This is a genomic window from Curtobacterium sp. MCBD17_035 (assembly GCF_003234815.2).
In the GTDB taxonomy this organism is placed as follows: Bacteria; Actinomycetota; Actinomycetes; order Actinomycetales; family Microbacteriaceae; genus Curtobacterium.
Genome location: NZ_CP126279.1, coordinates 1,746,924 through 1,767,373, shown reverse-complemented (window position 1 = coordinate 1,767,373; position 20,450 = coordinate 1,746,924). Strand labels below are relative to the sequence as shown.

At 69.9% G+C, this 20,450-nt stretch carries 19 protein-coding genes; 9 read left to right on the top strand and 10 right to left on the bottom strand.

Annotation, left to right across the window (positions count from 1 at the left end):
* Positions 1 to 45 precede the first annotated feature (45 nt).
* From dhaM to dhaK, 3 genes are read right to left on the bottom strand one after another with little or no spacing between them, the layout of a single operon-like run.
* The gene (dhaM, locus tag DEI93_RS08420) at positions 46 to 753 is read right to left on the bottom strand and encodes a dihydroxyacetone kinase phosphoryl donor subunit DhaM (RefSeq protein ID WP_111009052.1); all 708 of its coding nucleotides are present in this window, start codon (positions 751 to 753) and stop codon (positions 46 to 48) included.
* Positions 750 to 1,388, bottom strand: a complete 639-nt coding sequence (dhaL, locus tag DEI93_RS08415; RefSeq protein ID WP_111119351.1) for a dihydroxyacetone kinase subunit DhaL — start codon at positions 1,386 to 1,388, stop codon at positions 750 to 752. The genes dhaM and dhaL overlap by 4 nt, the downstream gene beginning before the upstream one ends.
* 23 nt (positions 1,389 to 1,411) lie before the next feature.
* On the bottom strand, positions 1,412 to 2,413 hold the full coding sequence (dhaK, locus tag DEI93_RS08410; RefSeq protein ID WP_111013320.1) for a dihydroxyacetone kinase subunit DhaK: 1,002 nt from the start codon (positions 2,411 to 2,413) through the stop codon (positions 1,412 to 1,414).
* 306 nt (positions 2,414 to 2,719) lie between these two features.
* Here dhaK and DEI93_RS08405 point away from each other — a divergent pair, with 306 nt between their 5' ends.
* Together DEI93_RS08405 and glpK are read left to right on the top strand one after the other, a co-directional pair.
* Positions 2,720 to 3,445, top strand: a complete 726-nt coding sequence (locus DEI93_RS08405; protein WP_111009049.1) for an MIP/aquaporin family protein — start codon at positions 2,720 to 2,722, stop codon at positions 3,443 to 3,445.
* 164 nt (positions 3,446 to 3,609) lie between these two features.
* The gene (gene glpK, locus DEI93_RS08400) at positions 3,610 to 5,121 is read left to right on the top strand and encodes a glycerol kinase GlpK (RefSeq protein ID WP_111009048.1); all 1,512 of its coding nucleotides are present in this window, start codon (positions 3,610 to 3,612) and stop codon (positions 5,119 to 5,121) included.
* A gap of 177 nt (positions 5,122 to 5,298) precedes the next feature.
* On the opposite strand, the gene trpD is transcribed toward glpK, so the two are convergent.
* The gene (gene trpD / locus DEI93_RS08395; protein WP_111009047.1) at positions 5,299 to 6,351 is read right to left on the bottom strand and encodes an anthranilate phosphoribosyltransferase; all 1,053 of its coding nucleotides are present in this window, start codon (positions 6,349 to 6,351) and stop codon (positions 5,299 to 5,301) included.
* A 71-nt stretch (positions 6,352 to 6,422) separates the two neighbouring features.
* Between trpD and ctaE the strand changes: the two genes are divergently transcribed.
* From ctaE to DEI93_RS08370, 5 genes are all read left to right on the top strand, one after another.
* Positions 6,423 to 7,061 (top strand): aa3-type cytochrome oxidase subunit III, encoded by a 639-nt coding sequence (gene ctaE / locus DEI93_RS08390; RefSeq protein WP_111009046.1) that lies wholly within the window; start codon positions 6,423 to 6,425, stop codon positions 7,059 to 7,061.
* Between the two features lie 21 nt (positions 7,062 to 7,082).
* Positions 7,083 to 7,910: a cytochrome bc1 complex diheme cytochrome c subunit gene (gene qcrC, locus DEI93_RS08385; RefSeq protein WP_111009045.1), complete on the top strand. Its 828-nt coding sequence runs from the start codon at positions 7,083 to 7,085 to the stop codon at positions 7,908 to 7,910.
* 37 nt (positions 7,911 to 7,947) lie between these two features.
* Positions 7,948 to 9,021, top strand: a complete 1,074-nt coding sequence (gene qcrA / locus DEI93_RS08380; protein ID WP_111009044.1) for a cytochrome bc1 complex Rieske iron-sulfur subunit — start codon at positions 7,948 to 7,950, stop codon at positions 9,019 to 9,021.
* Positions 9,018 to 10,724, top strand: a complete 1,707-nt coding sequence (qcrB, locus tag DEI93_RS08375; RefSeq protein ID WP_111119350.1) for a cytochrome bc1 complex cytochrome b subunit — start codon at positions 9,018 to 9,020, stop codon at positions 10,722 to 10,724. The genes qcrA and qcrB overlap by 4 nt, the downstream gene beginning before the upstream one ends.
* A 178-nt stretch (positions 10,725 to 10,902) precedes the next feature.
* Positions 10,903 to 11,865, top strand: coding sequence for a phosphodiesterase (locus tag DEI93_RS08370; protein ID WP_111009042.1), 963 nt, complete (start codon positions 10,903 to 10,905; stop codon positions 11,863 to 11,865).
* Here the strand turns inward: DEI93_RS08370 and DEI93_RS08365 are convergent.
* The 4 genes from DEI93_RS08365 to DEI93_RS08350 form a co-directional block, all read right to left on the bottom strand.
* Positions 11,852 to 13,438: a stealth family protein gene (locus DEI93_RS08365; RefSeq protein WP_111071562.1), complete on the bottom strand. Its 1,587-nt coding sequence runs from the start codon at positions 13,436 to 13,438 to the stop codon at positions 11,852 to 11,854. The genes DEI93_RS08370 and DEI93_RS08365 overlap by 14 nt on opposite strands.
* 113 nt (positions 13,439 to 13,551) lie before the next feature.
* Entirely contained in the window at positions 13,552 to 13,899 is a 348-nt protein-coding gene (locus DEI93_RS08360; RefSeq protein WP_111013328.1) for a DUF6804 family protein, read from the bottom strand.
* On the bottom strand, positions 13,899 to 14,603 hold the full coding sequence (locus DEI93_RS08355) for a GDSL-type esterase/lipase family protein (protein ID WP_111025706.1): 705 nt from the start codon (positions 14,601 to 14,603) through the stop codon (positions 13,899 to 13,901). Before DEI93_RS08355 ends, DEI93_RS08360 begins: the two co-directional genes overlap by 1 nt.
* A 64-nt stretch (positions 14,604 to 14,667) precedes the next feature.
* Positions 14,668 to 16,203, bottom strand: coding sequence for an SDR family oxidoreductase (locus DEI93_RS08350; RefSeq protein WP_111119349.1), 1,536 nt, complete (start codon positions 16,201 to 16,203; stop codon positions 14,668 to 14,670).
* Between the two features lie 25 nt (positions 16,204 to 16,228).
* On the opposite strand from DEI93_RS08350, the gene deoC reads away from it, so the two are divergent.
* Together deoC and DEI93_RS08340 are read left to right on the top strand one after the other, a co-directional pair.
* Positions 16,229 to 16,960: a deoxyribose-phosphate aldolase gene (gene deoC, locus DEI93_RS08345; RefSeq protein ID WP_258372185.1), complete on the top strand. Its 732-nt coding sequence runs from the start codon at positions 16,229 to 16,231 to the stop codon at positions 16,958 to 16,960.
* An 88-nt stretch (positions 16,961 to 17,048) separates the two neighbouring features.
* Positions 17,049 to 17,579, top strand: a complete 531-nt coding sequence (locus DEI93_RS08340; protein ID WP_111009037.1) for a hypothetical protein — start codon at positions 17,049 to 17,051, stop codon at positions 17,577 to 17,579.
* A gap of 15 nt (positions 17,580 to 17,594) precedes the next feature.
* Here DEI93_RS08340 and DEI93_RS08335 read toward each other — a convergent pair whose 3' ends face one another.
* A complete protein-coding gene (locus DEI93_RS08335; protein WP_111009339.1) occupies positions 17,595 to 19,865 on the bottom strand; it encodes a RelA/SpoT family protein in 2,271 nt (756 codons plus the stop codon).
* 210 nt (positions 19,866 to 20,075) lie between these two features.
* Complete coding sequence (locus DEI93_RS08330) at positions 20,076 to 20,438, bottom strand: rhodanese-like domain-containing protein (RefSeq protein WP_111009036.1); 363 nt, start codon at positions 20,436 to 20,438, stop codon at positions 20,076 to 20,078.
* Positions 20,439 to 20,450: the final 12 nt, after the last annotated feature.

Genomic DNA, 20,450 nt, shown 5'->3' with positions numbered 1-20,450 from the left:
GACGCTAGTCGCCGGACCCAGCCGTTGTCCGATTTTCGCTCACGGTTACTCGGCGTCCCGCTCACCGAACCCGGAGGCCGTGAGCGCGACGAGCGCCTCGACCGCGTCCCGCGCGTCCTCCCCCGTCGCGTCGATGGCGACGGTCGCGCCCTGGGGCAGTGCGAGCGCCATGATCGCCAGCAGGCTCTTGGCGTCCACGCCGTTCACGGTGACCGAAGCGTCGTACTTGGCGGCGGTCTTGACGAACTCGGCCGCGGGTCGGGCGTGGAGTCCCGAGGCGTTCACGAGCTCGACCGTCGCCGAGACGACGCCCGTGGTCGGTCCGGCCGGGGTGTCACCGTCCGGTAGGGACTCCGGCCCGTCCGGTGTGTCCGCTCCCCCGGCGGACTCCGAGGCCGCGACCACCGCGTGGGTGTCGCCTCCGGTCTGCGCCGCGACCGCGGCTGCGACGGTCCCCTCGACCAGCGGCGCGTGCGAGACGTGCACCCGACCACGGTCGTCGTCCGTCAAGAAGTCGAGTGCGGTGTCGGTCGTCAGGTAGGCCGAACCGAGGTCACACAGGACGACGACGCCGTCGGTGTCGCCGAGCGCGGCGATGCCGTCGGTGACGGCCTCGAAGCTCGTCCCGATGCCGCCGTCGTCGGTGCCGCCCGCGGTCGCGAACCGGACGTCCGGGGCCATCTGTGCCGCGAGCTCGACGACGCCCTCGGCGATCTTGGCGCTGTGCGAGACGACGAGGATCCCGACGCTCACGCCGGGCCGCCCGATGCGTCCACCGCTGCCCGGAGGAGCAGCGCGGTCGACTGCGCGCCCGGATCGCGGTGCCCCACGGCGCGCTCCCCCAGGTAGCTCGCCCGGCCCTTGCGCGCGACGAGCGGCTCGGTCGCCGCCGCGCCCTCGGCCGCTGCGTCGGCCGCCGCCACGAGCACGGCCTCCGGGGTCGCTCCCCCGGCCGCCGCGGCGGTGCCGGCATTGACGGCCGGCGTCCACGCGTCGATCATGGTCTTGTCGCCGGGCTCGGCCTTGCCGCGGGCGACGATGCCGTCCCGCGCGGCGGTCAGCAGGGCGACCACGGCGTCGGCGTCGAGCGTCTCACGATCCCCCAGCGCCTGCGACGCGCGCAGGAACGCGGTGCCGAAGAGCGGTCCCGACGCGCCGCCGACCGTGCTGATGAGCCGCGTGGCGACGAGCTTGAGGACCGCGCCGGGGGTCGCCAGGTCGCCGTCATCGAGGGACTCGACGACGGCGTGGAACCCACGGTCGAGGTTCTCCCCGTGGTCGCCGTCCCCGATCTCGCGGTCGAGGGCGATGAGGTCGGTGCGGTTGTCCCGGATGACGTCGGCGGTCCTGCGGATCCACTGCGTCGCCCAGTCGGTGTCGAGCGGCATGTCGTTCCTCTCTGTCGGGGCGGTCAGCGGCCCCAGCGGAGCGCCGGGGTCTCGACCGGGGCGTCCCAGAGTGCGGTGGAGTCGTCGTCGAGCACCGTGACGGTGATCGAGAACCCCTGCATCTCGAGGGACGTGACGTGGTTCCCGACCAAGCTACGCGACAGCTCGAGTCCCTGGTCCGACAGGATCTCGGCGGCGCGGCGGAACACGATGTACAGCTCGGACAGCGGCGTGCCGCCCATCCCGTTGACGAACAGGAGCACGCGGGAACCGCGCGGTGCGTCGAGGTCCGCGAGCACCGGTTCGATCACCTGCTCGACGAGGACGTCGGCCGGGGCCATCGGGATGCGCTCGCGCCCGGGTTCGCCGTGGATGCCGATGCCGAGCTCGACCTCGTCGTCCCCGAGGGTGAACGACGGCTCCCCCGCGTGCGGCACCGTGCACGGCGCGAGCGCCAACCCCATGGACCGTGTCGACGCGATCGCGCGTCGGGCGACGTCCGCGACCGCGTCGAGGTCGTCACCGCGTTGCGCCGCCGCTCCGGCGAGCTTCTCCACGACGACGGTGCCGGCGACCCCGCGGCGCCCTGCCGTGTAGAGGGAGTCCTGCACGGCGACGTCGTCGTCGACGAGCACCGACACGACGCGGATCCCCTCGGCCTCGGCGAGTTCGGCGGCCGTCTCGAAGTTGAGGACGTCGCCCGTGTAGTTCTTGACGATGTGGAGCACACCCGCTCCCCCGTCCACCGCCTTCGTCGCGTCGACGATCGGGTCGGGCGTCGGCGACGTGAAGACCGGTCCCGGCACCGCGGCGTCGAGCATGCCGTACCCGATGAACCCGGCATGCAGCGGCTCGTGGCCACTCCCCCCACCGCTGACGATGGCGACCTTGCCGGCGACCGGCGCGTCGGCGCGGCGGAGGTGGACGGGGTCCTCCTGGAGGACGACGGCCCCGGCGTGGGCGAGCGCGAACCCGCGGACCGTCTCCGTGACGACCTCGCGCGGATCGTTGACGAGCTTCTTCATGCGGTGCCTCCCGTGGTCGGCCCGAGACGACGAGGGTGGTCACGGTCGTCGTCGTCCGGTGCTGGACGTCAATGTAGCGCGAGGGCTCCGCAGGACTGCCTGCACGAACGTGCAGGATCGTCGGACCCTCGTGCGGTCGTCGAGCAGGAGCGGCCCACTCCTCCCCCTGCACGTTCGTGCAACCCGTCCGCACGGCCGCGGATCGGCCATCCTGGGAGCCCTCGCCCGCCGCTATGCTCGGCGAGAATCACTCAACGGGGAGTGGCGGGTCGCCCGCACCTCCTCCTCATGACAAGGAGGTCGCCGATGGACGGCATCGGGATCAAGTTCCTCTCCGAGGTGGTGGGCACGGCGGTGCTGGTCCTCCTCGGCACCGGCGTCGTGGCGAACGTCGCCCTGACGAAGACCAAGGGGTTCGCGGCCGGCACCCTGATGGTCACGATCGGTTGGGGCTTCGCCGTGTTCGCCGGCGTCACGGTGTCGTACAAGTCGGGTGCGCACCTCAACCCGGCGGTGAGTCTGGCGCAGTTCATCCTCGGCAACATCTCGTTCGGCACGATGCTGCTGTACTGGCTCGCGCAGATGATCGGTGGGGTCATCGGAGCGGTGCTGTGCTGGCTCGCATACCGGCAGCACTTCGACCAGGAACCGGACCCGGCAGCCAAGCTCGGCGTGTTCTCCACCGGTCCTGCCATCCGCAACTACGCCTGGAACCTCGTGACCGAGATCATCGGCACGTTCGTCCTCGTCTTCGTCATCATCGCCTTCACGAACGGCAAGACCCCCGCGGAGCTCGGCGCCATCCCCGTGGCCTTCCTGGTCATCGCGATCGGTGTGAGCCTGGGCGGACCGACCGGGTACGCGATCAACCCGGCGCGTGACCTCGGTCCCCGCATCGCACACGCCTTCCTGCCGATCCGCGGCAAGGGATCGAATGACTGGGCCTACGCCTGGGTCCCGGTCGTCGGCCCGCTCGTCGGCGGCGCGCTCGCGGCGGTGCTGTCCGTGGCACTGCTCCCGATCGTCAGCTGACGCGGGACCACGGGCCTCCACGACCACGGGCTTCCACGACCACGTCCCCGTCCCGGGCCCTGAGCGGACCCGCCGACCGGACCCCGTCCCTCCCGGACCGGTCCCAACCGAACCGTCGCGCCGCACCAGCGGCCGGCACCGACAACCCAGAGGAGCACACACCAATGGCCGACTACATCGTCGCCATCGACCAGGGCACCACGAGCACGCGAGCGATCGTCTTCGACCACTCCGGGTCCATCGTGTCCGTCGGGCAGAAGGAACACGAGCAGATCTTCCCCCGCGCGGGCTGGGTGGAGCACGACCCGACCGAGATCTGGGACAACACGCGCGAGGTCATCGGTCAGGCGCTCTCGCGGGCGGACATCACCCGGCACGACGTCGCGGCCGTGGGCATCACCAACCAGCGTGAGACCGCCGTCGTGTGGGACAAGACCACGGGCAAGCCGGTCTACAACGCGATCGTCTGGCAGGACACCCGCACGCAGTCCATCGTCGACCGCCTCGCGGACGGTGACACCGACCGCTTCAAGTCGATCGTCGGCCTGCCACTCGCGACGTACTTCGCCGGCACCAAGATCATGTGGATCCTCGAGAACGTCGAGGGGGCGCGGGAGAAGGCCGAGGCGGGTGACCTGCTCTTCGGGACGACCGACACCTGGGTGCTCTGGAACCTCACCGGCGGCACGGATGGAGGCGTCCACGCGACCGACGTGACGAACGCGTCGCGGACCCTCTTCATGGACCTCGAGACGCTCGAGTGGCGCGACGACATCCTCGAGCAGTTCGGCGTGCCGAAGTCGATGCTGCCGAAGATCTGCTCGTCATCCGAGGTGTACGGCACGGTCGAGCCGTCGAACCTGCTGCGCGAGGTCCCGATCGCGGGCATCCTCGGCGACCAACAGGCCGCGACGTTCGGCCAGGCCGCGTTCGACCAGGGCGAGTCGAAGAACACGTACGGCACCGGCAACTTCCTCATCTTCAACACGGGAACCGACATCGTCCGGTCGGAGAACGGGCTCCTCACCACGGTCGGGTACAAGCTCGGCGACCAGCCGACGCACTACGCGCTCGAGGGCTCCATTGCCGTCACCGGGTCGCTCATCCAGTGGCTCCGCGACAACCTCGGCCTGATCGGGAGCGCGCCGGAGGTCGAGGCGCTCGCGACGACCGTGGAGGACAACGGCGGCGTGTACGTCGTCCCGGCCTTCTCCGGGTTGTTCGCGCCGTACTGGCGCTCGGACGCCCGTGGTGCGATCGTCGGGCTCACCCGATACGCGAACAAGGGCCACATCGCCCGCGCCGCGCTCGAGGCGACCGCGTTCCAGACGCGCGAGGTCCTCGACGCCGTCAACGCCGACTCGGGCGTCGACCTGACGGAGCTCAAGGTCGACGGCGGCATGGTCGCGAACGACGCCCTCATGCAGTTCCAGGCGGACATCCTCGACGTGCCCGTCGTGCGGCCGGTCGTCGCGGAGACCACCGCGCTCGGTGCGGCGTACGCGGCCGGTCTCGCCGTCGGGTTCTGGCAGAACCTCGACGAGCTGCGGGCGAACTGGCAGGAGGACAAGCGGTGGGAGCCCCAGCTCGACGAGACCGAGCGGGCGCGCCAGATCCGGCTCTGGAAGAAGGCCGTCACGAAGACCTTCGACTGGGTCGACGAGGACGTCCTCTGAGCCGCTGACGCCCGCCGACGGACGGCCCCGACCACGACCGTGGCCGGGGCCGTCCGCGTGTCGGTCGGGAGGACCGGCCTCCCCCGCCGGGCGGCCCGCCTCGTCCCCGAGCGGTCCGGACCTGACGGGGATGGACGACGCGCGTCGTCGACACGCCCGTGCTCCGTGAGGAACGCTTCAGGCTCGGTGCTCGCCCACCCAGGCCGCGAGCTTCGCTTCCGCCGCTCCGGAGTCGACGGCCTCGGCCGCGACCACGAGTTCCTCGCGGAACCGCTGCAGCAGCGGCCGCAACACCTGTGTGGGATCGGCGGCGAGCCGGAACGCGACGAGGCCGGCGGCGGCGTTGAGGAGCACGATGTCGCGCACCGCGCCCGTCTCCCCCGCCAGCACGCGCCGCACGATCGCGGCGTTCTCGGCGGGCTCGCCGCCCAGGAGGTCGGTCGTGCGGGCACGAGGGATGCCGAGGTCCCGGGGGTCGAGATCATGCTCGGTCACGGAGCCGCCGCTGACCTCCCAGATGTGGCTGTGGCCGGTCGTGGTGAGCTCGTCGAGCCCGTCGTCCCCCCGGAACACCAGTGCCGTCGCACCCCGTGTCTGGAACACGCCCGTGATGATCGGCACGAGGTCGAGCTGCGCCACGCCGACGGCGTTCGCCTCGCACCGAGCCGGGTTCACGAGGGGCCCGAGGAAGTTGAAGACCGTGGGGACGCCGATCTCCCGGCGGACCGACGCGGCGTGGGCGAACCCCGGGTGGAAGGCACTCGCGAACGCGAACGTCAGGCCGACGCGGCGGAACGTCTCGGCGACACGCGCGGCGTCGAGGGTGAGGTCGAGGCCGAGTGCCGCGAGGACGTCGGACGACCCCGAACGGGAACTCGATGCACGGTTGCCGTGCTTGACGACGGGCACCCCGGCGGAGGCGACGACGATCGCCGCCATGGTCGAGACGTTCACCGTCCCGACGACGTCGCCACCCGTCCCGACGATGTCGAGCGCCATGGGGTCGACGTCGAGTGGGACGGCGCTCTCGAGGATCGCGTCACGGAACCCGACGACCTCGTCCACCGTCTCGCCCTTGGCGCGGAGCGCGACGAGGAACCCCGCGATCTGGGCGGGTGTGGCACGCCCGGCGACGATGTCCTCCATGGCCCATGCGGATTCGCTGATCGACAGGTCCGTGCCGGCCATGAGGGAGCCGATGACCGACGGCCAGGAGAACGAGTCGTGCATGCCCCCGATCGTACTGATTTCGAAGGACCCGCCAGTTGCCTGCGAAAACACTGTCCGTGGTTCGGGCCATAATGGACGACGTGACAAGCACCCCTCTCTCCAGACCAGCCCAGGGCGCGGTCCTGAACCGGCCGAACCCCGTCGCCGTGGGGACCATCGTGTGGCTGGGCAGCGAGGTCATGTTCTTCGCCGGCCTGTTCGCGATCTACTTCACGCTGCGCAGCACGTCCCCGAAGCTCTGGGCGACCGAGACCGCGCACCTCGACGTGCCGTACGCCGCCACGAACACGATCGTCCTGGTCCTGTCGAGCTTCGCCTGCCAGTTCGCGGTGTTCGCCGCCGAGCGCTTCCAGGTGCACCGCACGAGCTGGAAGCCGCGCGACTGGGGCATGACCGAGTGGTTCTTCGTCACCTACTGCATGGGCGCGGTGTTCATCTGCGGCCAGGTCTACGAGTACTCGAACCTCTGGCACGAGGGCGTCACGCTGTCCTCGAGCGCCTACGGGTCTGCCTTCTTCATGACCACGGGCTTCCACGGCCTCCACGTCACCGGCGGCCTCCTCGCGTTCCTCCTGACCCTCGGCCGCGGCTTCGCCGCGAAGAACTTCGGTCACAAGGAAGCGACCACCGCGATCGTCGTGTCGTACTACTGGCACTTCGTCGATGTCGTCTGGATCGGCCTCTTCGCCGTCATCTACCTTCTCAAGTAGGAATCGGATAGCCCCACGCGCATGTTCTCTCGAAGCAAGTCCGAGCGCCGCACCGGCGCCAAGAAGGGCCGCCGCTCCCCGCTGGCGACCGTGTCGCTGATCGTCGTCGGCCTGATGACGACCGGCGGCGCGTACGCCCTGTTCACCTCATCGGCCAACGCGGACTCCTCGCAGTCGACCACGGTCGCGGCCACCAGCCAGTCGCGGGTCAACGAGGGGCAGAAGCTCTTCGCGTCGAACTGCGCCACGTGCCACGGGCTCAGCGCACAGGGCACGAAGTCCGGTCCGTCGCTCATCGGCGTCGGCGCCGCCTCGGTCGACTTCCAGGTCGGCACGGGTCGCATGCCCGCGGCGTCGAACGGCCCGCAGGTCGAGGAGAAGCCCGCGCAGTTCACGGATGAGCAGGTCGCGGACATCGCCGCCTACGTGTCGTCGCTCGGCCCGGGCCCGTCCATCCCGAAGGCGAGCCTCACCAACGGCAACGCCAACGCGGCCAAGGGCGCCGAACTGTTCCGGGTGAACTGCGCGATGTGCCACAACGTCGCGGGTGCCGGCGGTGCCCTGACCGAGGGCAAGTACGCGCCGAACCTCAAGTCGGTGTCGGGCAAGCACATCTACGAGGCCATGCTCACCGGTCCGCAGAACATGCCGGTCTTCAACGACCTGAACATCACGCCGAAGCAGAAGGCGGACATCATCACCTATCTGAAGTACATCCAGGACACGAAGTCCCCGGGCGGGTTCGCCCTCGGTGACATCGGCCCGGTGGCAGAGGGCCTGTTCCTCTGGATCTTCGGACTCGGTGCGGTCGTCGCGGTGACCGTCTGGCTCACCGCGAAGACCAACTGATCGACCCGTGTCGCACGACACCACTGAAGGGAACACCATGACAGAGCGCGACGACGACGTACTGTCCGCGTCCTCCGCTGTCGAGAAGCACGACACGCCCTCGATCCCCGCCGGTACCGCGGTCCTGCCCGCCGAACCGTTCCAGAACCCCGGTGAGCCGCCGCACCGCCCGCGGCGGACCGACGTCGACCCGAAGAAGGAGCGTCTGGCCGAGCGTCAGGTCGCGACGTTCTTCTACATCTCGATCATCGGCAGCATCCTGGCGATCGCGTCCTACGTCGCGTTCCCCGTCCGCGCCGGCGACCTGTCGACGGTCCGCTTCGGCAACCTGTTCCTCGGTCTGTCGATCACGCTGGCGCTCCTCGCCCTCGGGTTCGGTGCCGTCTACTGGTCCAAGACCCTCGTCGTGGACCGCGAGATCTCCGAGCAGCGTCACGCGACCCGTGGCTCCGAGGAGACCCGTGCGAAGGCCGTCGAGGCCTTCCGGCTCGGCGACAAGGAATCGGGCTTCAACCGTCGAACGGTCATCCGCAACAGCCTCATCGGTGCGCTCGTGGCGTTCCCGCTCCCTGGTGTCGTGCTGGTGCGCGATCTCGCGCCCGCTGCCGACCCCAACAAGCTCCTCAGCTACACGATGTGGAAGCAGGGCACGCGCCTGACGAAGGACCCGACCGGCCTGCCGATCAAGGCGTCCGACGTCACCCAGGGCTCGGTCTTCCACGTGATCCCCGACGGTCTGCTCGACAAGTCGGACATGCTCGAGGAGAAGGCCAAGGCGGCCGTCCTGCTCATGCGCCTGGACCCGTCGGAGCTCCATCCCCGCAAGGGCCAGGAACACTGGGGGTACGACGGCATCGTCGCCTACTCGAAGATCTGCACCCACGTCGGATGCCCCGTCGCGCTCTACGAGCAGCAGACGCACCACCTGCTGTGCCCGTGCCACCAGTCGACGTTCGATGTCGCGCACAGCTGCGAGGTCATCTTCGGCCCGGCGAGCCGGCCCCTTCCCCAACTTCCCATCACGGTCGACTCCGAGGGCTACCTGGTCGCGCAGAGCGACTTCCACGAGCCCGTCGGCCCCAGCTTCTGGGAGCGTGAGCGCGTTTCATGAGCACCACCACCACACGGACCACCGGTCCCACGCCGGCGGCGGCCACACCGCCGCAGAACGCGCCGACGCCGACGTCCCGGCTGGTCGGCGCGGCCGCGAACTACATCGACGAGCGCACGAGCATCTCCGGGCTGGTCAAAGAGGTCGGTCGCAAGATCTTCCCCGACCACTGGTCGTTCATGCTCGGCGAGGTGGCGCTCTACAGCTTCGTCGTCGTGCTGCTGTCCGGCACCTTCCTGACGTTCTTCTTCCAGGCGTCGATGGCGGACGTCTCGTACGACGGCTCGTGGGTCCCGCTCAAGGGCATCGAGATGTCGGCGGCGTACCAGTCGACGCTCAACATCTCGTTCGACATCCGCGGCGGTCTGTTCGTCCGGCAGATCCACCACTGGGCGGCGCTGCTGTTCGTGGCCTCGATCATGCTGCACATGCTCCGGGTGTACTTCACGGGCGCGTTCCGCAAGCCGCGTGAGCTCAACTGGGTGTTCGGCTTCCTCCTCTGGGTCCTCGCCATGGCCGAGGGCTTCACGGGGTACTCGCTCCCCGACGACCTGTTGTCCGGCAACGGCCTCCGCATCATCGTCGGCATGATCGAGGGTGTCCCGGTCATCGGCGTGTGGATCGCCTACCTGCTGTTCGGCGGGGAATTCCCGGGGACCGCGATCGTCGGCCGCCTGTACACGCTGCACATCCTGCTGCTGCCGGCGATCCTGGTCGCCGTGCTCGGTGTGCACCTCGTGCTCGTCGTCATCAACAAGCACACGCAGTACGCCGGCCCGGGCCGCACCAACGAGAACGTCGTCGGTGTCCCGATCCTCCCGGCCTTCGCCGCGAAGGCGGGCGGGTTCTTCTTCATCGTCGCGGGCATCCTCGCCCTGATCGCGTCGCTGTTCACGATCAACCCGATCTGGACGTACGGTCCGTACGACCCGTCCCCCGTGTCCGCGGGGACCCAGCCCGACTGGTACATCGGCTTCGCCGACGGCGCCCTGCGTCTGGTCCCGCCGCACTGGGAGTTCGTGATCTGGGGCAACTACACGCTCTCGATGAACATCCTCGCGCCGATCATCGTGCTCGTGCTGCTCATCAGCGCCATCCTGCTGTACCCGTTCCTCGAGGCGTGGGTCACGGGCGACAAGCGCGAGCACCACATCGCCGACCGCCCGCGCAACGCGCCGACCCGCACGGCCATCGGTGCCGCCGGCATGACGCTCTACGGCGGCCTCTGGGCCGCCGCGAGTTCGGACATCATCGCCACGCACTTCATGGTCTCCCTGAACCACGTCATCCACGTGGTGCAGGCGATGGTCGTCCTCGGCCCGTTCTTCGCCTTCTGGATCACGAAGCGCGTCTGCCTCGCGCTGCAGAAGAAGGACCGCGAGATCGTGCTGCACGGGTACGAGTCGGGCCGCATCGTGCGCCTGCCGCACGGCGAGTACATCGAGGTCCACGAGCAGCTCGACGAGTACGAGCGGTGGCGTCTGCTGCAGTTCAACGAGTACCAGCCGCTCATGCTCCATCCGAACGCACGTGGCAAGATCAGCCCGGTCGAGCGGGTCCGCGCTCGGATGTCGAAGTTCTTCTTCGAGGATCGCATCGCCCCCGTCTCCAAGCCCGAGCTCGACGCCGCGCATGCGGCGCACCACGGGCCGGACCTCGAGGGCACGCACCAGGCGCCGCAGGTCGGCAGCGGCGGTCACTGAACCGACATACGGGAGCGCCCGACCACGATGGTGGTCGGGCGCTTCGTCGTTCACCTGGGGACGATCGGACACGCCCACCCAGTTCAGGGCACGTTCACGCGCGGGTGCTGGACTGGTGTACGTGGCTGTGACAACGTTGGCCGCGCTGTTCCTCGACGAGTGATTGATTGCGAGCTCCATGGACATCCGGACGGCCGAACACCCCAGGCCGAACCACTTCCTGCTCCACCTCTCCGACACCCACCTCATCGCCGCTGACGGCGAGCTGTACGGAGACGTCGACTCGGCTGCGCGGTTGCAGCAGATCGTCGACGAGATCGAGGCGTCGGGTTCGCACCCCGAGGCCATCGTCGTCACGGGCGACGTCGCGGACCGCGGTGAGCCAGGAGCGTACGCACGGGTCCGCCGCATCCTCGAACCGGCGTCGGAACGACTCGGTGCCCAGCTCATCTGGGCGATGGGCAACCACGACGAGCGTGGCGCGTTCCGGCGTGAGCTGTTCGGTCTGCAGCCCACCGACCGGCCCGTGGACTTCGTGTACGACGTCAACGGGCTCCGGGTGATCACGCTCGACACGAGTGTGCCTGGCCACCACTACGGGGAACTGACCTCCGCGCAGCTCGACTGGCTCGCCGAGGAACTCAGCGTGGCGGCGCCGCACGGCACCATCCTCGCGCTCCACCACCCGCCCGTGCCGAGTGTCCAGGACCTGACGGTCCTCGTCGAACTGCGCGACCAGCAGGCACTCGCCGAGGTGGTGGAGGGCTCCGACATCATCTCGATCATCGGTGGCCACTTGCACTACTCGACGACGTCACAGTTCGCCGGGATCCCCGTCTCGGTCGCCAGCGCGACCTGCTACACGCAGGACCTGGTCACCGAGGGCGGTGGCACCCGCGGGCGCGACGGTGCGCAGTCGTTCAACCTCGTGCACGTGTACGGATCGACCGTGGTCCACTCGGTCGTTCCGATCGGGCACTACGCGACCGTGGGTGAGCGCGTCGCGCCGGTACAGGTTGCCGAACGGCTCGCTGCGGCAGGCGTGGTCATCCCGGCCGCGGTCGAACCGCAGCCGGTCACCTCGAGCATCCCCGTGTTCCGCGACGAGGTGGTGCCGGCCTCCCCCGTCAGCCGGCGGTAGCGGCTCCGGCGGGAGCGATCCCATCGGTGGGCCGCTCCCACGGGGCCGGGAACGGGAAGTACTTCTCGAGGAAGTCCGTCACCCGGGCGGTGCGCTCGTCGTCGGAGACCTCCGGGAAGCTCCCGTCGTTGAGGCAGAAGAAGTCGACGTTGCGCCGGCGGAGCAGCTCGTCGAGCGCCGTGAGGCCGGACACCATGGTCGTGTCGACGTACTGCACCACCGCGTTCTCCTGGACGATGGCGCGCCCGGTCATGAGTGCGTAGTAGTGGTACAGCGAGTTCGTCACGGAGATGTTGTCGGCGGCGCGGAACCGTGACGCTGCCGTGCGCGCGAACTCGTCGGCGAACTCGTGCTCCATCTCGGACATGACGCTCTTGCGGAGCGGGGTGGCGGCGTGTTCGAGGTGCCGCGTGGTGATCGCGCCGAACCGCTGCTGGAGGAGCTGCCGGTTCACCCGTGCCGAGTTCTCGAAGCCGCTGCGCTGAGCGTTGTTCGTCCCCAGGCCGATCCGGGTGGTGGCGAGGATGAACTTCGTGATCGAGCCGGGCGAGAAGAACATCGACGGGTCGACCCAGCGGCCGAAGAACATGTCGTCGTTCGAGTAGATGAAGTGTTCGCTCAAGCCGGGGATGTGGTGGAGCTGCGACTCGACGGCCTGCGAGTTGTGCGTCGGCAGGACCGACGGATCGGCGAAGAACTCCTCGCTCCGGACGATCCGCACCCGTGGGTGATCCGCGAGCCAAGCCGGGGCGGGGGAATCGGTCGCGATGTAGATCGTGCGGATCCAGGGCGCGAACGTGTGCACCGACCGGAGTGCGTACTTGAGCTCGTCGATCTGCCGGAAGCGGGCCGGGGCGTCGTCGCCCTCGCCCAGGACGGCGCTGGCCTGCTGGGCTTGCCGGGCGCGCTGGTACTCGATCGCGTTGCCGTCGACCCACGAGAAGACCATGTCGATGGGGAACGTGATGTCGCTGACGTGGTCGTCGAACATGTGCTCGATCGTCTGCCACGTGCGGCCGTAGCGCTCCACCTCGGTCCGGACGAACTCGTCGAGCGGCAGACTGCGGCGCATCATCGCGTTCTCGACGGGCGCGAGGACCTCGGTGTCGGTGACGCGCCAGAACTCGACCTGGACCGCGGTGTCCGCGCCGTAGCGGAGGCGACCGATCGGCTCCAGACGGGGACGGAACAGCCGCAGCACGTCCCTCCCGGACTGCCCGAGACCGTCGTCGGCGATGAGGACCGCGCGCTCCCCCGGTGGCTTCGCGTAGAACGGCTCGTTCGCGCAGGCGTCCATGAGCGTGCTCTCGGCGCGCTGTCGGTCACGCTCGTCGAGCGCGAGCACGGGCCGGGTGTCGTTGCCGCGGATGAGCATGTGGTCGACGTCGGCGGCCGTGAGCGCGTCGTCGATGAAGAGCAGGTCCTCGATCATCGACTGCTGCGGGGTGAGGTGCCCGTTGAGGAGCGTCAGCCGGCCCTTCCGGACCACGACGTCGGATCGTTCGAGTCCGCCGGAGGACGGATGAGGGTTCAGCAGCGGACTCTCGGTCTCCGGTGCGGTCTCGTCGGCCATCCACGCCCTTCTCGATGCGGTCGGGCACGGTGCCCGCCATCCGAATCCTATCGGTCCACGGTGGCGGCGTCAGTGCGGTCGGTCAGCGGCGTGAGGGCGCGCGTGACCGTCCGTCATGTGCGGTCGTCGGGCACCTTCACGACGATGCCCACCGCGACGAACGCCGCGGCCGCGACGATCTGGAGGGCCGCCCACAGCTGGCCGGGGATCGGCACCGTCACGACGGGGTTCCAGCACACGGCGATCGCCAGCGTGACGGCGGCGGCGACCCACGCTCGCGCCCGGAACGCGAACACGATGACGACCAGCGCCAGGAACGTCACGCCGACACGCACGAACACGAAGCCGGACGAGCCGACGAGCGCGATGCAGGCCAGGAGGCCCACCGCGGCCAGGAGGCCGGGCGCGAGAGCGGGACGTGTGAAGTCCGGTTCCGCCTGTCGGCGGGAGCCGGACGGCATCAGCGCTGGAGGTCGCGGAGGTCCGCCAGGTTGATCGGACGCGACATGGGCGGCAGGTCCCGGAGCCGCTCGAGCGCGGGGAGGAGCTCGCCCACCACGGCGCGGTAGCCGTCCTCGTTGAGGTGCAGGTCGTCCTCGGTGAACCGGGGGTCGATCCGGTCGCCCTCGGCGAGTGCCGGCCACAGGTCGAGGAACTGCGCGCGGCAGGTCGCGACGAACTGCCGGAGGTGCCGGTTCGCCTCCTCGATCCGGGGTGTGAACGACGCCGCGCGGGGCAGGATCGACACGAGCAGCAGCCGGACGCCCGGCAGGTCGCGGCGCAGGTCCACCAGGATGGACTCGACGTTGCGCACGACGTGCTCAGCGGTCGCCCGGTGGTTGCCGAAGTCGTTCGTGCCGATGAGCAGCACGATGACGTCGGGCTGTGCCGCGACGACCTCGTCGAGGCGCGCGAGCACGCCGTCGGTGGTGTCCCCGTTCACCCCGAGGTTCCGCACCCGCTCCCCCGGCAGCCACGACTGCCAGTCGCCGCCTGCCGTCAGGCTGTCGCCCACGAACAGCACGAGTTCGCCGTCGTGGTCCGAGGACGACGGCCGCTGGCGTGGGGCCTGGGTGGCGGACGAGTCCGCTGCTGCTTCCCCCGCGGGAGCCTCGTGGGCTTCGTCCGCGCCGCCTTGTTCGATTCCGGTCTGCTCGTCGGTCATGACTGCCTCCTCGACGTCGTGGTCCATTCTGCCGTGGGCGGGCTTCCGGTGCGACCCGGGGACCTCATCCGGCCGCCGAGCGTTCGCTCGCGGCGGTCTCGCGGTGTGGTGTGCCGAGCGGCGCCTCGTGTGGGAGGTCCTGGCGTCCGCCGCCGCGTTCCGCACGCGCCGTGATGCGCTCGACCATGCCGGGGAAGATGATCCCGTGGAACGGGAGGATCGACCACCAGTAGAGGCGTCCGGCGAGTCCCTGCGGGAACCAGATCGCCCGCTGGTGGTACTCGGAGCCGTCCTCGGTGGGCCGCACGGACAGCTCCAGCCAGGCGCGGCCCGGGGCCTTGAACTCCGCTCGCAACCGGAGGTAACGGCCCCGGTCGAGCTCCTCGACCCGCCACCAGTCCAGGACGTCCCCGGTCTCGAGTCGATCCGGGTTCCGCCGGCCGCGGCTCAGACCGACGCCACCGGCGATGCGGTCCATCCACCCGCGCAGGGCCCAGGCGAGGGGCAGCGAGTACCAGCCGTTGTCGCCGCCGATCGACTCGATGACACGCCAGACGTCCTCAGCCGAGGCCGTGGTCCGGCGCGTTCGATCGTCGACGTCCACGACGTGGCCGGCCCACTCCGGGTCGCTCGGCAGCGGGTCGCTCGGCGCGCCGTCCATGCTCGCGTTGCGCCAGCTCATCTCGACCTCGCCCTCGCGCGTCTTCTGCAACGCGAGTCGGACGGCCGTCCGGTACGGGGTCAGGCCGCCGTCGGGATGCGGGATGAACGCGTCGATGTCGTGTTCCCGCTGCACGCACTCGTACTGCAAGGACTCGATGATCGGCTTGGCGAGGGCACGCGGGATCGGCGTCACCAGGTTGAACCAGTGGGCCGCCAGCTCGGGCGTCAGGACCGGGAGGGTCGAGATCGGTCGCTGGGGCAGGCCCGCCTCGACCGCGTACGCGTTGAGCATCTGTCCGTAGCGGAGGACGTCGGGGCCGCCGATGTCGAAGGTCCGGTTGACGTCCGCCGGTAGCTCGATCGCCCGGACGAGGTGGTACAGGACGTCGCGGACGGCGATCGGCTGGATGCGGTTCCGGACCCACCGCGGTGCCGGCATCCATGGCAGCACGTCGGTGAGGTGCCGGATCATCTCGAACGAGGTGCTGCCGGACCCGATGACGACCCCCGCCTGCAGGGCGACGGTGGGGACGCCCGAGTCGAGGAGGACCTGCCCGACCTCGGCCCGGCTGCGGAGGTGCTTGCTCGTCGCGCCGTCCGGGTGCAGCCCGCCGAGGTAGACGAACCGTCGGACACCGGCGGCGCGTGCGGCCGAGGCCATGGTGCGCGCGGCACGGCGCTCGGTCTCCTCGAAGTCGCCGCGCGTCCCCATGCTGTGCGCGAGGTAGTACACGGCCTCCATGCCATCGACGGCGCGAGCGACCGCGTCGGCGTCGGTGAGGTCGCCCTGCACCACCTCGACGCGATCCCGCCACGGCACGTCGTCGAGCTTGCGCGGGGTCCGGGCGAGGACACGGACGTCGTGGCCCGCCTCGAGCAGGCGCGGGACGAGGCGGCCGCCGATGTACCCGGTGGCTCCGGTGACGAGGAGACGCATGTCCGGGACGGTACGCTCGGATGCTGTGGAATCCGCACTGTTCCCCGCGTCCGCCGACGACGTCCGTCGTCTCATCGATCACGCGATCCTCAAGCCCGAACTCGACCGCGCCGCCGTCGACACCCAACTCGACGAGGCGGCGACCCACCGGGTCCTCAGCGTGTGCGTCCGTCCGAGTGACGTCCGACACGCCGTCGAGCGCCTCACCGGTACCGGCGTGGGAGTCGGCACCGTCATCGGGTTCCCGCACGGCACGACGACCACGAGCACCAAGACCGCGGAGGCCCGTCAGGCGATCGCCGATGGCGCGTTCGAGCTCGACATGGTGCAGCAGATCGGCGCGGCGAAGAGCGGCGACTGGTCCGCGGTCGAGGCCGATGTCCGCGCGGTGGTGGAGGTCGCGGGCGACGTCCCCGTCAAGGTGATCCTCGAGACCGCGTTCCTGACCGACGACGAGATCGTCGCCGCCTGCCACGCGGCCGTCCGCGCGGGAGCCTCGTTCGTCAAGACGTCGACGGGCTTCGCGGGCGGCGGCGCGACCGAGGACCACATCCGCCTCATGCGGGCGACGGTCGGACCGGACGTCGGGGTGAAGGCGTCCGGCGGGGTGCGCGGTCTCGACGCCGTCATCGCCATGGTCGCCGCCGGGGCGGACCGCATCGGCACGAGCGCATCGGCACGGATCATGGACGAGTACGCCCATCGGGCTCGTACCGGTGCGGCGTCCGGCCTCGGGGACGACACCAGCTCGTACTGAGCGGCCCCAGATCGCCCGGTCGGGCGACTCCTCCACAGGGCGGGATGCACCGACGACGTCGGACCGACGGCCGCGCCAGACTCGTCCGGTGCGCCGCATCCACACCCCTGACGACCTCGCCCTCGCGGAGCTCTGCGCCGCGCGGCTGGACGGCGAGCTCTACGAGGTCGACGCCTGCTTCGCGTCCGTCGCGCTCCCCGACGACGCCCTGACGCGGGCGAGTGCGTTCGCGTGGTCCGTGTCCGACTCGCGCATCGTCGCCGAGCGGCTCACGGCGGCGTGGATCTGGGGTGCTCGGTCACGCGCCCCCGCCGTGCTGCAGGCCTGCGCCGGCCCCGGGACGCGTGCTCGGGCCTCCCGGCCGCGGCTCCGCGTTCGCGAGACCCGGCTCACTCGGTCCGACGTCGTCGTCGTCGGTCCGGCACGTGTCACCGCCCCCCTCCGGACGGCCGTCGACCTCCTGCGCGTCGGTGAGCGATGGGAGCGGGACGACGCCGAGGCGGTGCGACGGTTGACCGCGCTCGTGCATCCGGACGCGATCCGGACCGCGCTGGCGGCGACGCGGTCCGCGCCACACTCGCGACAGGCGGTCGGCCGGCTCGAGGAGGCCCTGCGATGACCGTCCCCGGCCGGCTCAGCCCGCGCTGACCCGGTAGACGTCGTACACGGCGTCGATGCGGCGTACCGCGTTCAGCACGCGGTCGAGGTGGGTCGTGTCACCCATCTCGAACACGAACCGGGACAGTGCCAACCGCTCGGACGAGGTCGACACCGTCGCCGACAGGATGTTGACGTGGTGTTCCGAGAGCACCCGGGTGACGTCGCTGAGGAGGCCAGCGCGGTCGAGTGCCTCGATCTGGATCTGCACGAGGAACACGCTCTTCGACGACGGGGCCCACTCGACCTCGATCATCCGGTCGGGCTCCTGCATGAGCGACTGCACGTTCGAGCACGTCGCCTGGTGCACCGACACGCCCTGTCCGCGCGTGATGAACCCGACGATCTGGTCCCCCGGCACCGGGGTGCAGCACTTCGCGAGCTTCACGAGGATGTCCGGTGCGCCGCGCACGAGCACACCACTGTCGCTGTTCCGGAGCACCCGACTCGACACCCGGGCGGGGAACGTCAGCTCGGGTTCGTCGGTCTCGGTCTCGGTCTGGACGCTCGCGAGGATCTTCTCGATCACCGACTGCGTCGAGACGTGTCCCTCGCCGATGGCGGCGTACAGCGCCGAGACGTCCTCGTACCGCATGCTCGACGCGACCTCGGCGACGGTGTCCTGGCTCATGAGTCGCTGGAGCGGCAGGTTCTGCTTGCGCATCGCACGGGCGATGGCGTCGCGGCCCTGCTCGATCGCTTCCTCGCGGCGTTCCTTGGTGAACCACTGCTTGATCTTGTTGCGGGCCCGAGGACTCCGGACGAAGGCGAGCCAGTCCTGGCTCGGGCCGGAGTCGGGGTTCTTCGAGGTGAAGATCTCGACGACGTCGCCGCTCGACAGCTCGCTCTCGAGCGGCACGAGCCGACCGTTCACCTTCGCACCCATCGTGCGGTGGCCGATCTCGGTGTGCACCGCGTACGCGAAGTCCACGGGGGTGGCTCCGGCGGGCAGCCCGATCACCTTGCCCTGCGGCGTGAAGACGTAGGTCTCCTTCGCACCGATCTCGTACCGCAGCGAGTCGAGGAACTCGGTCGGGTCGCTCGTCTCCGCCTGCCAGTCCGAGATGTGCGCGAGCCAGGCCATGTCGGCGTCGGAGTGGCTCGTCGTGTCGACGTCGCGGCCGTTCATCCGCTGCTTGTACTTCCAGTGGGCCGCGACCCCGAACTCGGCACGGAGGTGCATCTCGTGCGTGCGGATCTGGATCTCGACCGGGCGACCCTGCGGGCCGATGACGGTCGTGTGCAGCGACTGGTACAGGTTGAACTTCGGGGTCGCGATGTAGTCCTTGAAGCGTCCCGGGAGCGGGGTCCACCGCGCGTGGACCGACCCGAGCACGGCGTAGCAATCGCGGACCGTCGGCACGAGGACCCGGATGCCGACGAGGTCGTAGATCTCGTCGAACTCCCGCCCTCGCACGATCATCTTCTGGTAGATCGAGTAGTACTGCTTCGGGCGGCCCATCACGTCGCCGCGGATGCGCGCGGCCTTGAGGTCCTTCTTGACCAGGCCGATGACGTTCTGCACGAACTGTTCGCGCTTCGGGGTGCGCTCTTTGACGAGGCTGTCGATCTCGACGTACAGCTTCGGGTGGAGGACCGCGAACGACAGGTCCTCGAGCTCGAGCTTGATCATCTGGATGCCGAGACGGTGCGCCAGGGGCGCGTAGATCTCGAGCGTCTCCTTGGCCTTCCGGGTCGCGGAGGCGGACTCGACGAAGCCCCATGTCCGCGCGTTGTGCAACCGGTCGGCGAGCTTGATGACGAGGACGCGGATGTCCTTCGACATCGCGACGACCATCTTGCGGACCGTCTCGGCTTGCGCGCTGTCGCCGTACTTGAGCTTGTCGAGCTTGGTGACGCCGTCGACGAGCATCGCGATCTCGTCACCGAAGTCGTCGCGGAGTTCGTCGAGTGTGTACTCGGTGTCCTCGACGGTGTCGTGGAGCAGCGCCGCCGCGATCGTGATGGACCCGATGCCGAGGTCGGCCAGGATCTGCGCGACCGCCACCGGATGGGTGATGTACGGCTCGCCCGACTTCCGGCGCTGTCCGTCGTGGGCGCGCTCGGCCACGGAGTAGGCGCGCTCGATGAGCGTCACGTCCGCCTTCGGGTGGTGCGCGCGGACCGTCCGGATGAGGGTGTCGACGGCCCCGGCCGGTTGGGCGCGCGAGAACAGTCGCGGGAGCAGGGAGCGCAACGACCCGATCGAACCGGTCGTGTTGGCACCGGTCGGGGCGCTCGACGGCATCGTCGCCGGATCGGGTCGCGCTGCGGCGCCCTCGGCCGCCGCGGATTCCCGTGTGTCGGTCATGCGTCGCCTCCGGCCCCGGCACGTCGCTCGGAGCGTCGTCCCACTGATGTCCCTCGGCCGCGGTCGCGGTCGTCCGCACGCGGACTGCCCGACACTCGTGGTGCAGGCAACGCCGGGTGCTGTGCGTTCAACACTACGCGCGCGGACTCAGGCGTCCGAACCCGGTTCGCCCACGGCGTCGTGGTGCCCGCTCGCGTCGTCAGCGGCCGTCGTGACCGCTCCCCCGGCCTGCGCCCAGGCGACCATGCCACCGGCCACGCTCACGGCCGGCACACCCGACCGCTCGAGCGCGTCGGCGACCATCCCCGACCGGTGGCCGGAGTGGCAGATGATCAGTGCCGGTTCATCGTCGGCGGCGATCTCGGTCCACCGCTCCTGCAGGGCCGACATCGGCAGCAGGCGCGCGACCGGAGCGTGGCCCGCGTCCCATTCGTCCTGCTCGCGGACGTCGATGAGTCGCGCTCCGCCCTCGACCCGGCGCATGGCCTCGTGGACGTCGATCTCCTGCATGCGGTCGCCTCT

Bases quoted from the DNA above. Each gene is read 5' to 3' on its own strand.
- dhaL (WP_111119351.1), bottom strand. From the start codon at position 1,388: ATGCCGCTCGACACCGACTGGGCGACGCAGTGGATCCGCAGGACCGCC.
- dhaK (WP_111013320.1), bottom strand. From the start codon at position 2,413: ATGAAGAAGCTCGTCAACGATCCGCGCGAGGTCGTCACGGAGACGGTC.
- DEI93_RS08405 (WP_111009049.1), top strand. From the start codon at position 2,720: ATGGACGGCATCGGGATCAAGTTCCTCTCCGAGGTGGTGGGCACGGCG.
- glpK (WP_111009048.1), top strand. From the start codon at position 3,610: ATGGCCGACTACATCGTCGCCATCGACCAGGGCACCACGAGCACGCGA.
- trpD (WP_111009047.1), bottom strand. From the start codon at position 6,351: ATGCACGACTCGTTCTCCTGGCCGTCGGTCATCGGCTCCCTCATGGCC.
- ctaE (WP_111009046.1), top strand. From the start codon at position 6,423: ATGGACGACGTGACAAGCACCCCTCTCTCCAGACCAGCCCAGGGCGCG.
- qcrC (WP_111009045.1), top strand. From the start codon at position 7,083: ATGTTCTCTCGAAGCAAGTCCGAGCGCCGCACCGGCGCCAAGAAGGGC.
- qcrA (WP_111009044.1), top strand. From the start codon at position 7,948: ATGACAGAGCGCGACGACGACGTACTGTCCGCGTCCTCCGCTGTCGAG.
- qcrB (WP_111119350.1), top strand. From the start codon at position 9,018: ATGAGCACCACCACCACACGGACCACCGGTCCCACGCCGGCGGCGGCC.
- DEI93_RS08370 (WP_111009042.1), top strand. From the start codon at position 10,903: ATGGACATCCGGACGGCCGAACACCCCAGGCCGAACCACTTCCTGCTC.
- DEI93_RS08365 (WP_111071562.1), bottom strand. From the start codon at position 13,438: ATGGCCGACGAGACCGCACCGGAGACCGAGAGTCCGCTGCTGAACCCT.
- DEI93_RS08360 (WP_111013328.1), bottom strand. From the start codon at position 13,899: ATGCCGTCCGGCTCCCGCCGACAGGCGGAACCGGACTTCACACGTCCC.
- DEI93_RS08355 (WP_111025706.1), bottom strand. From the start codon at position 14,603: ATGACCGACGAGCAGACCGGAATCGAACAAGGCGGCGCGGACGAAGCC.
- DEI93_RS08350 (WP_111119349.1), bottom strand. From the start codon at position 16,203: ATGCGTCTCCTCGTCACCGGAGCCACCGGGTACATCGGCGGCCGCCTC.
- DEI93_RS08335 (WP_111009339.1), bottom strand. From the start codon at position 19,865: ATGCCGTCGAGCGCCCCGACCGGTGCCAACACGACCGGTTCGATCGGG.
- DEI93_RS08330 (WP_111009036.1), bottom strand. From the start codon at position 20,438: ATGCAGGAGATCGACGTCCACGAGGCCATGCGCCGGGTCGAGGGCGGA.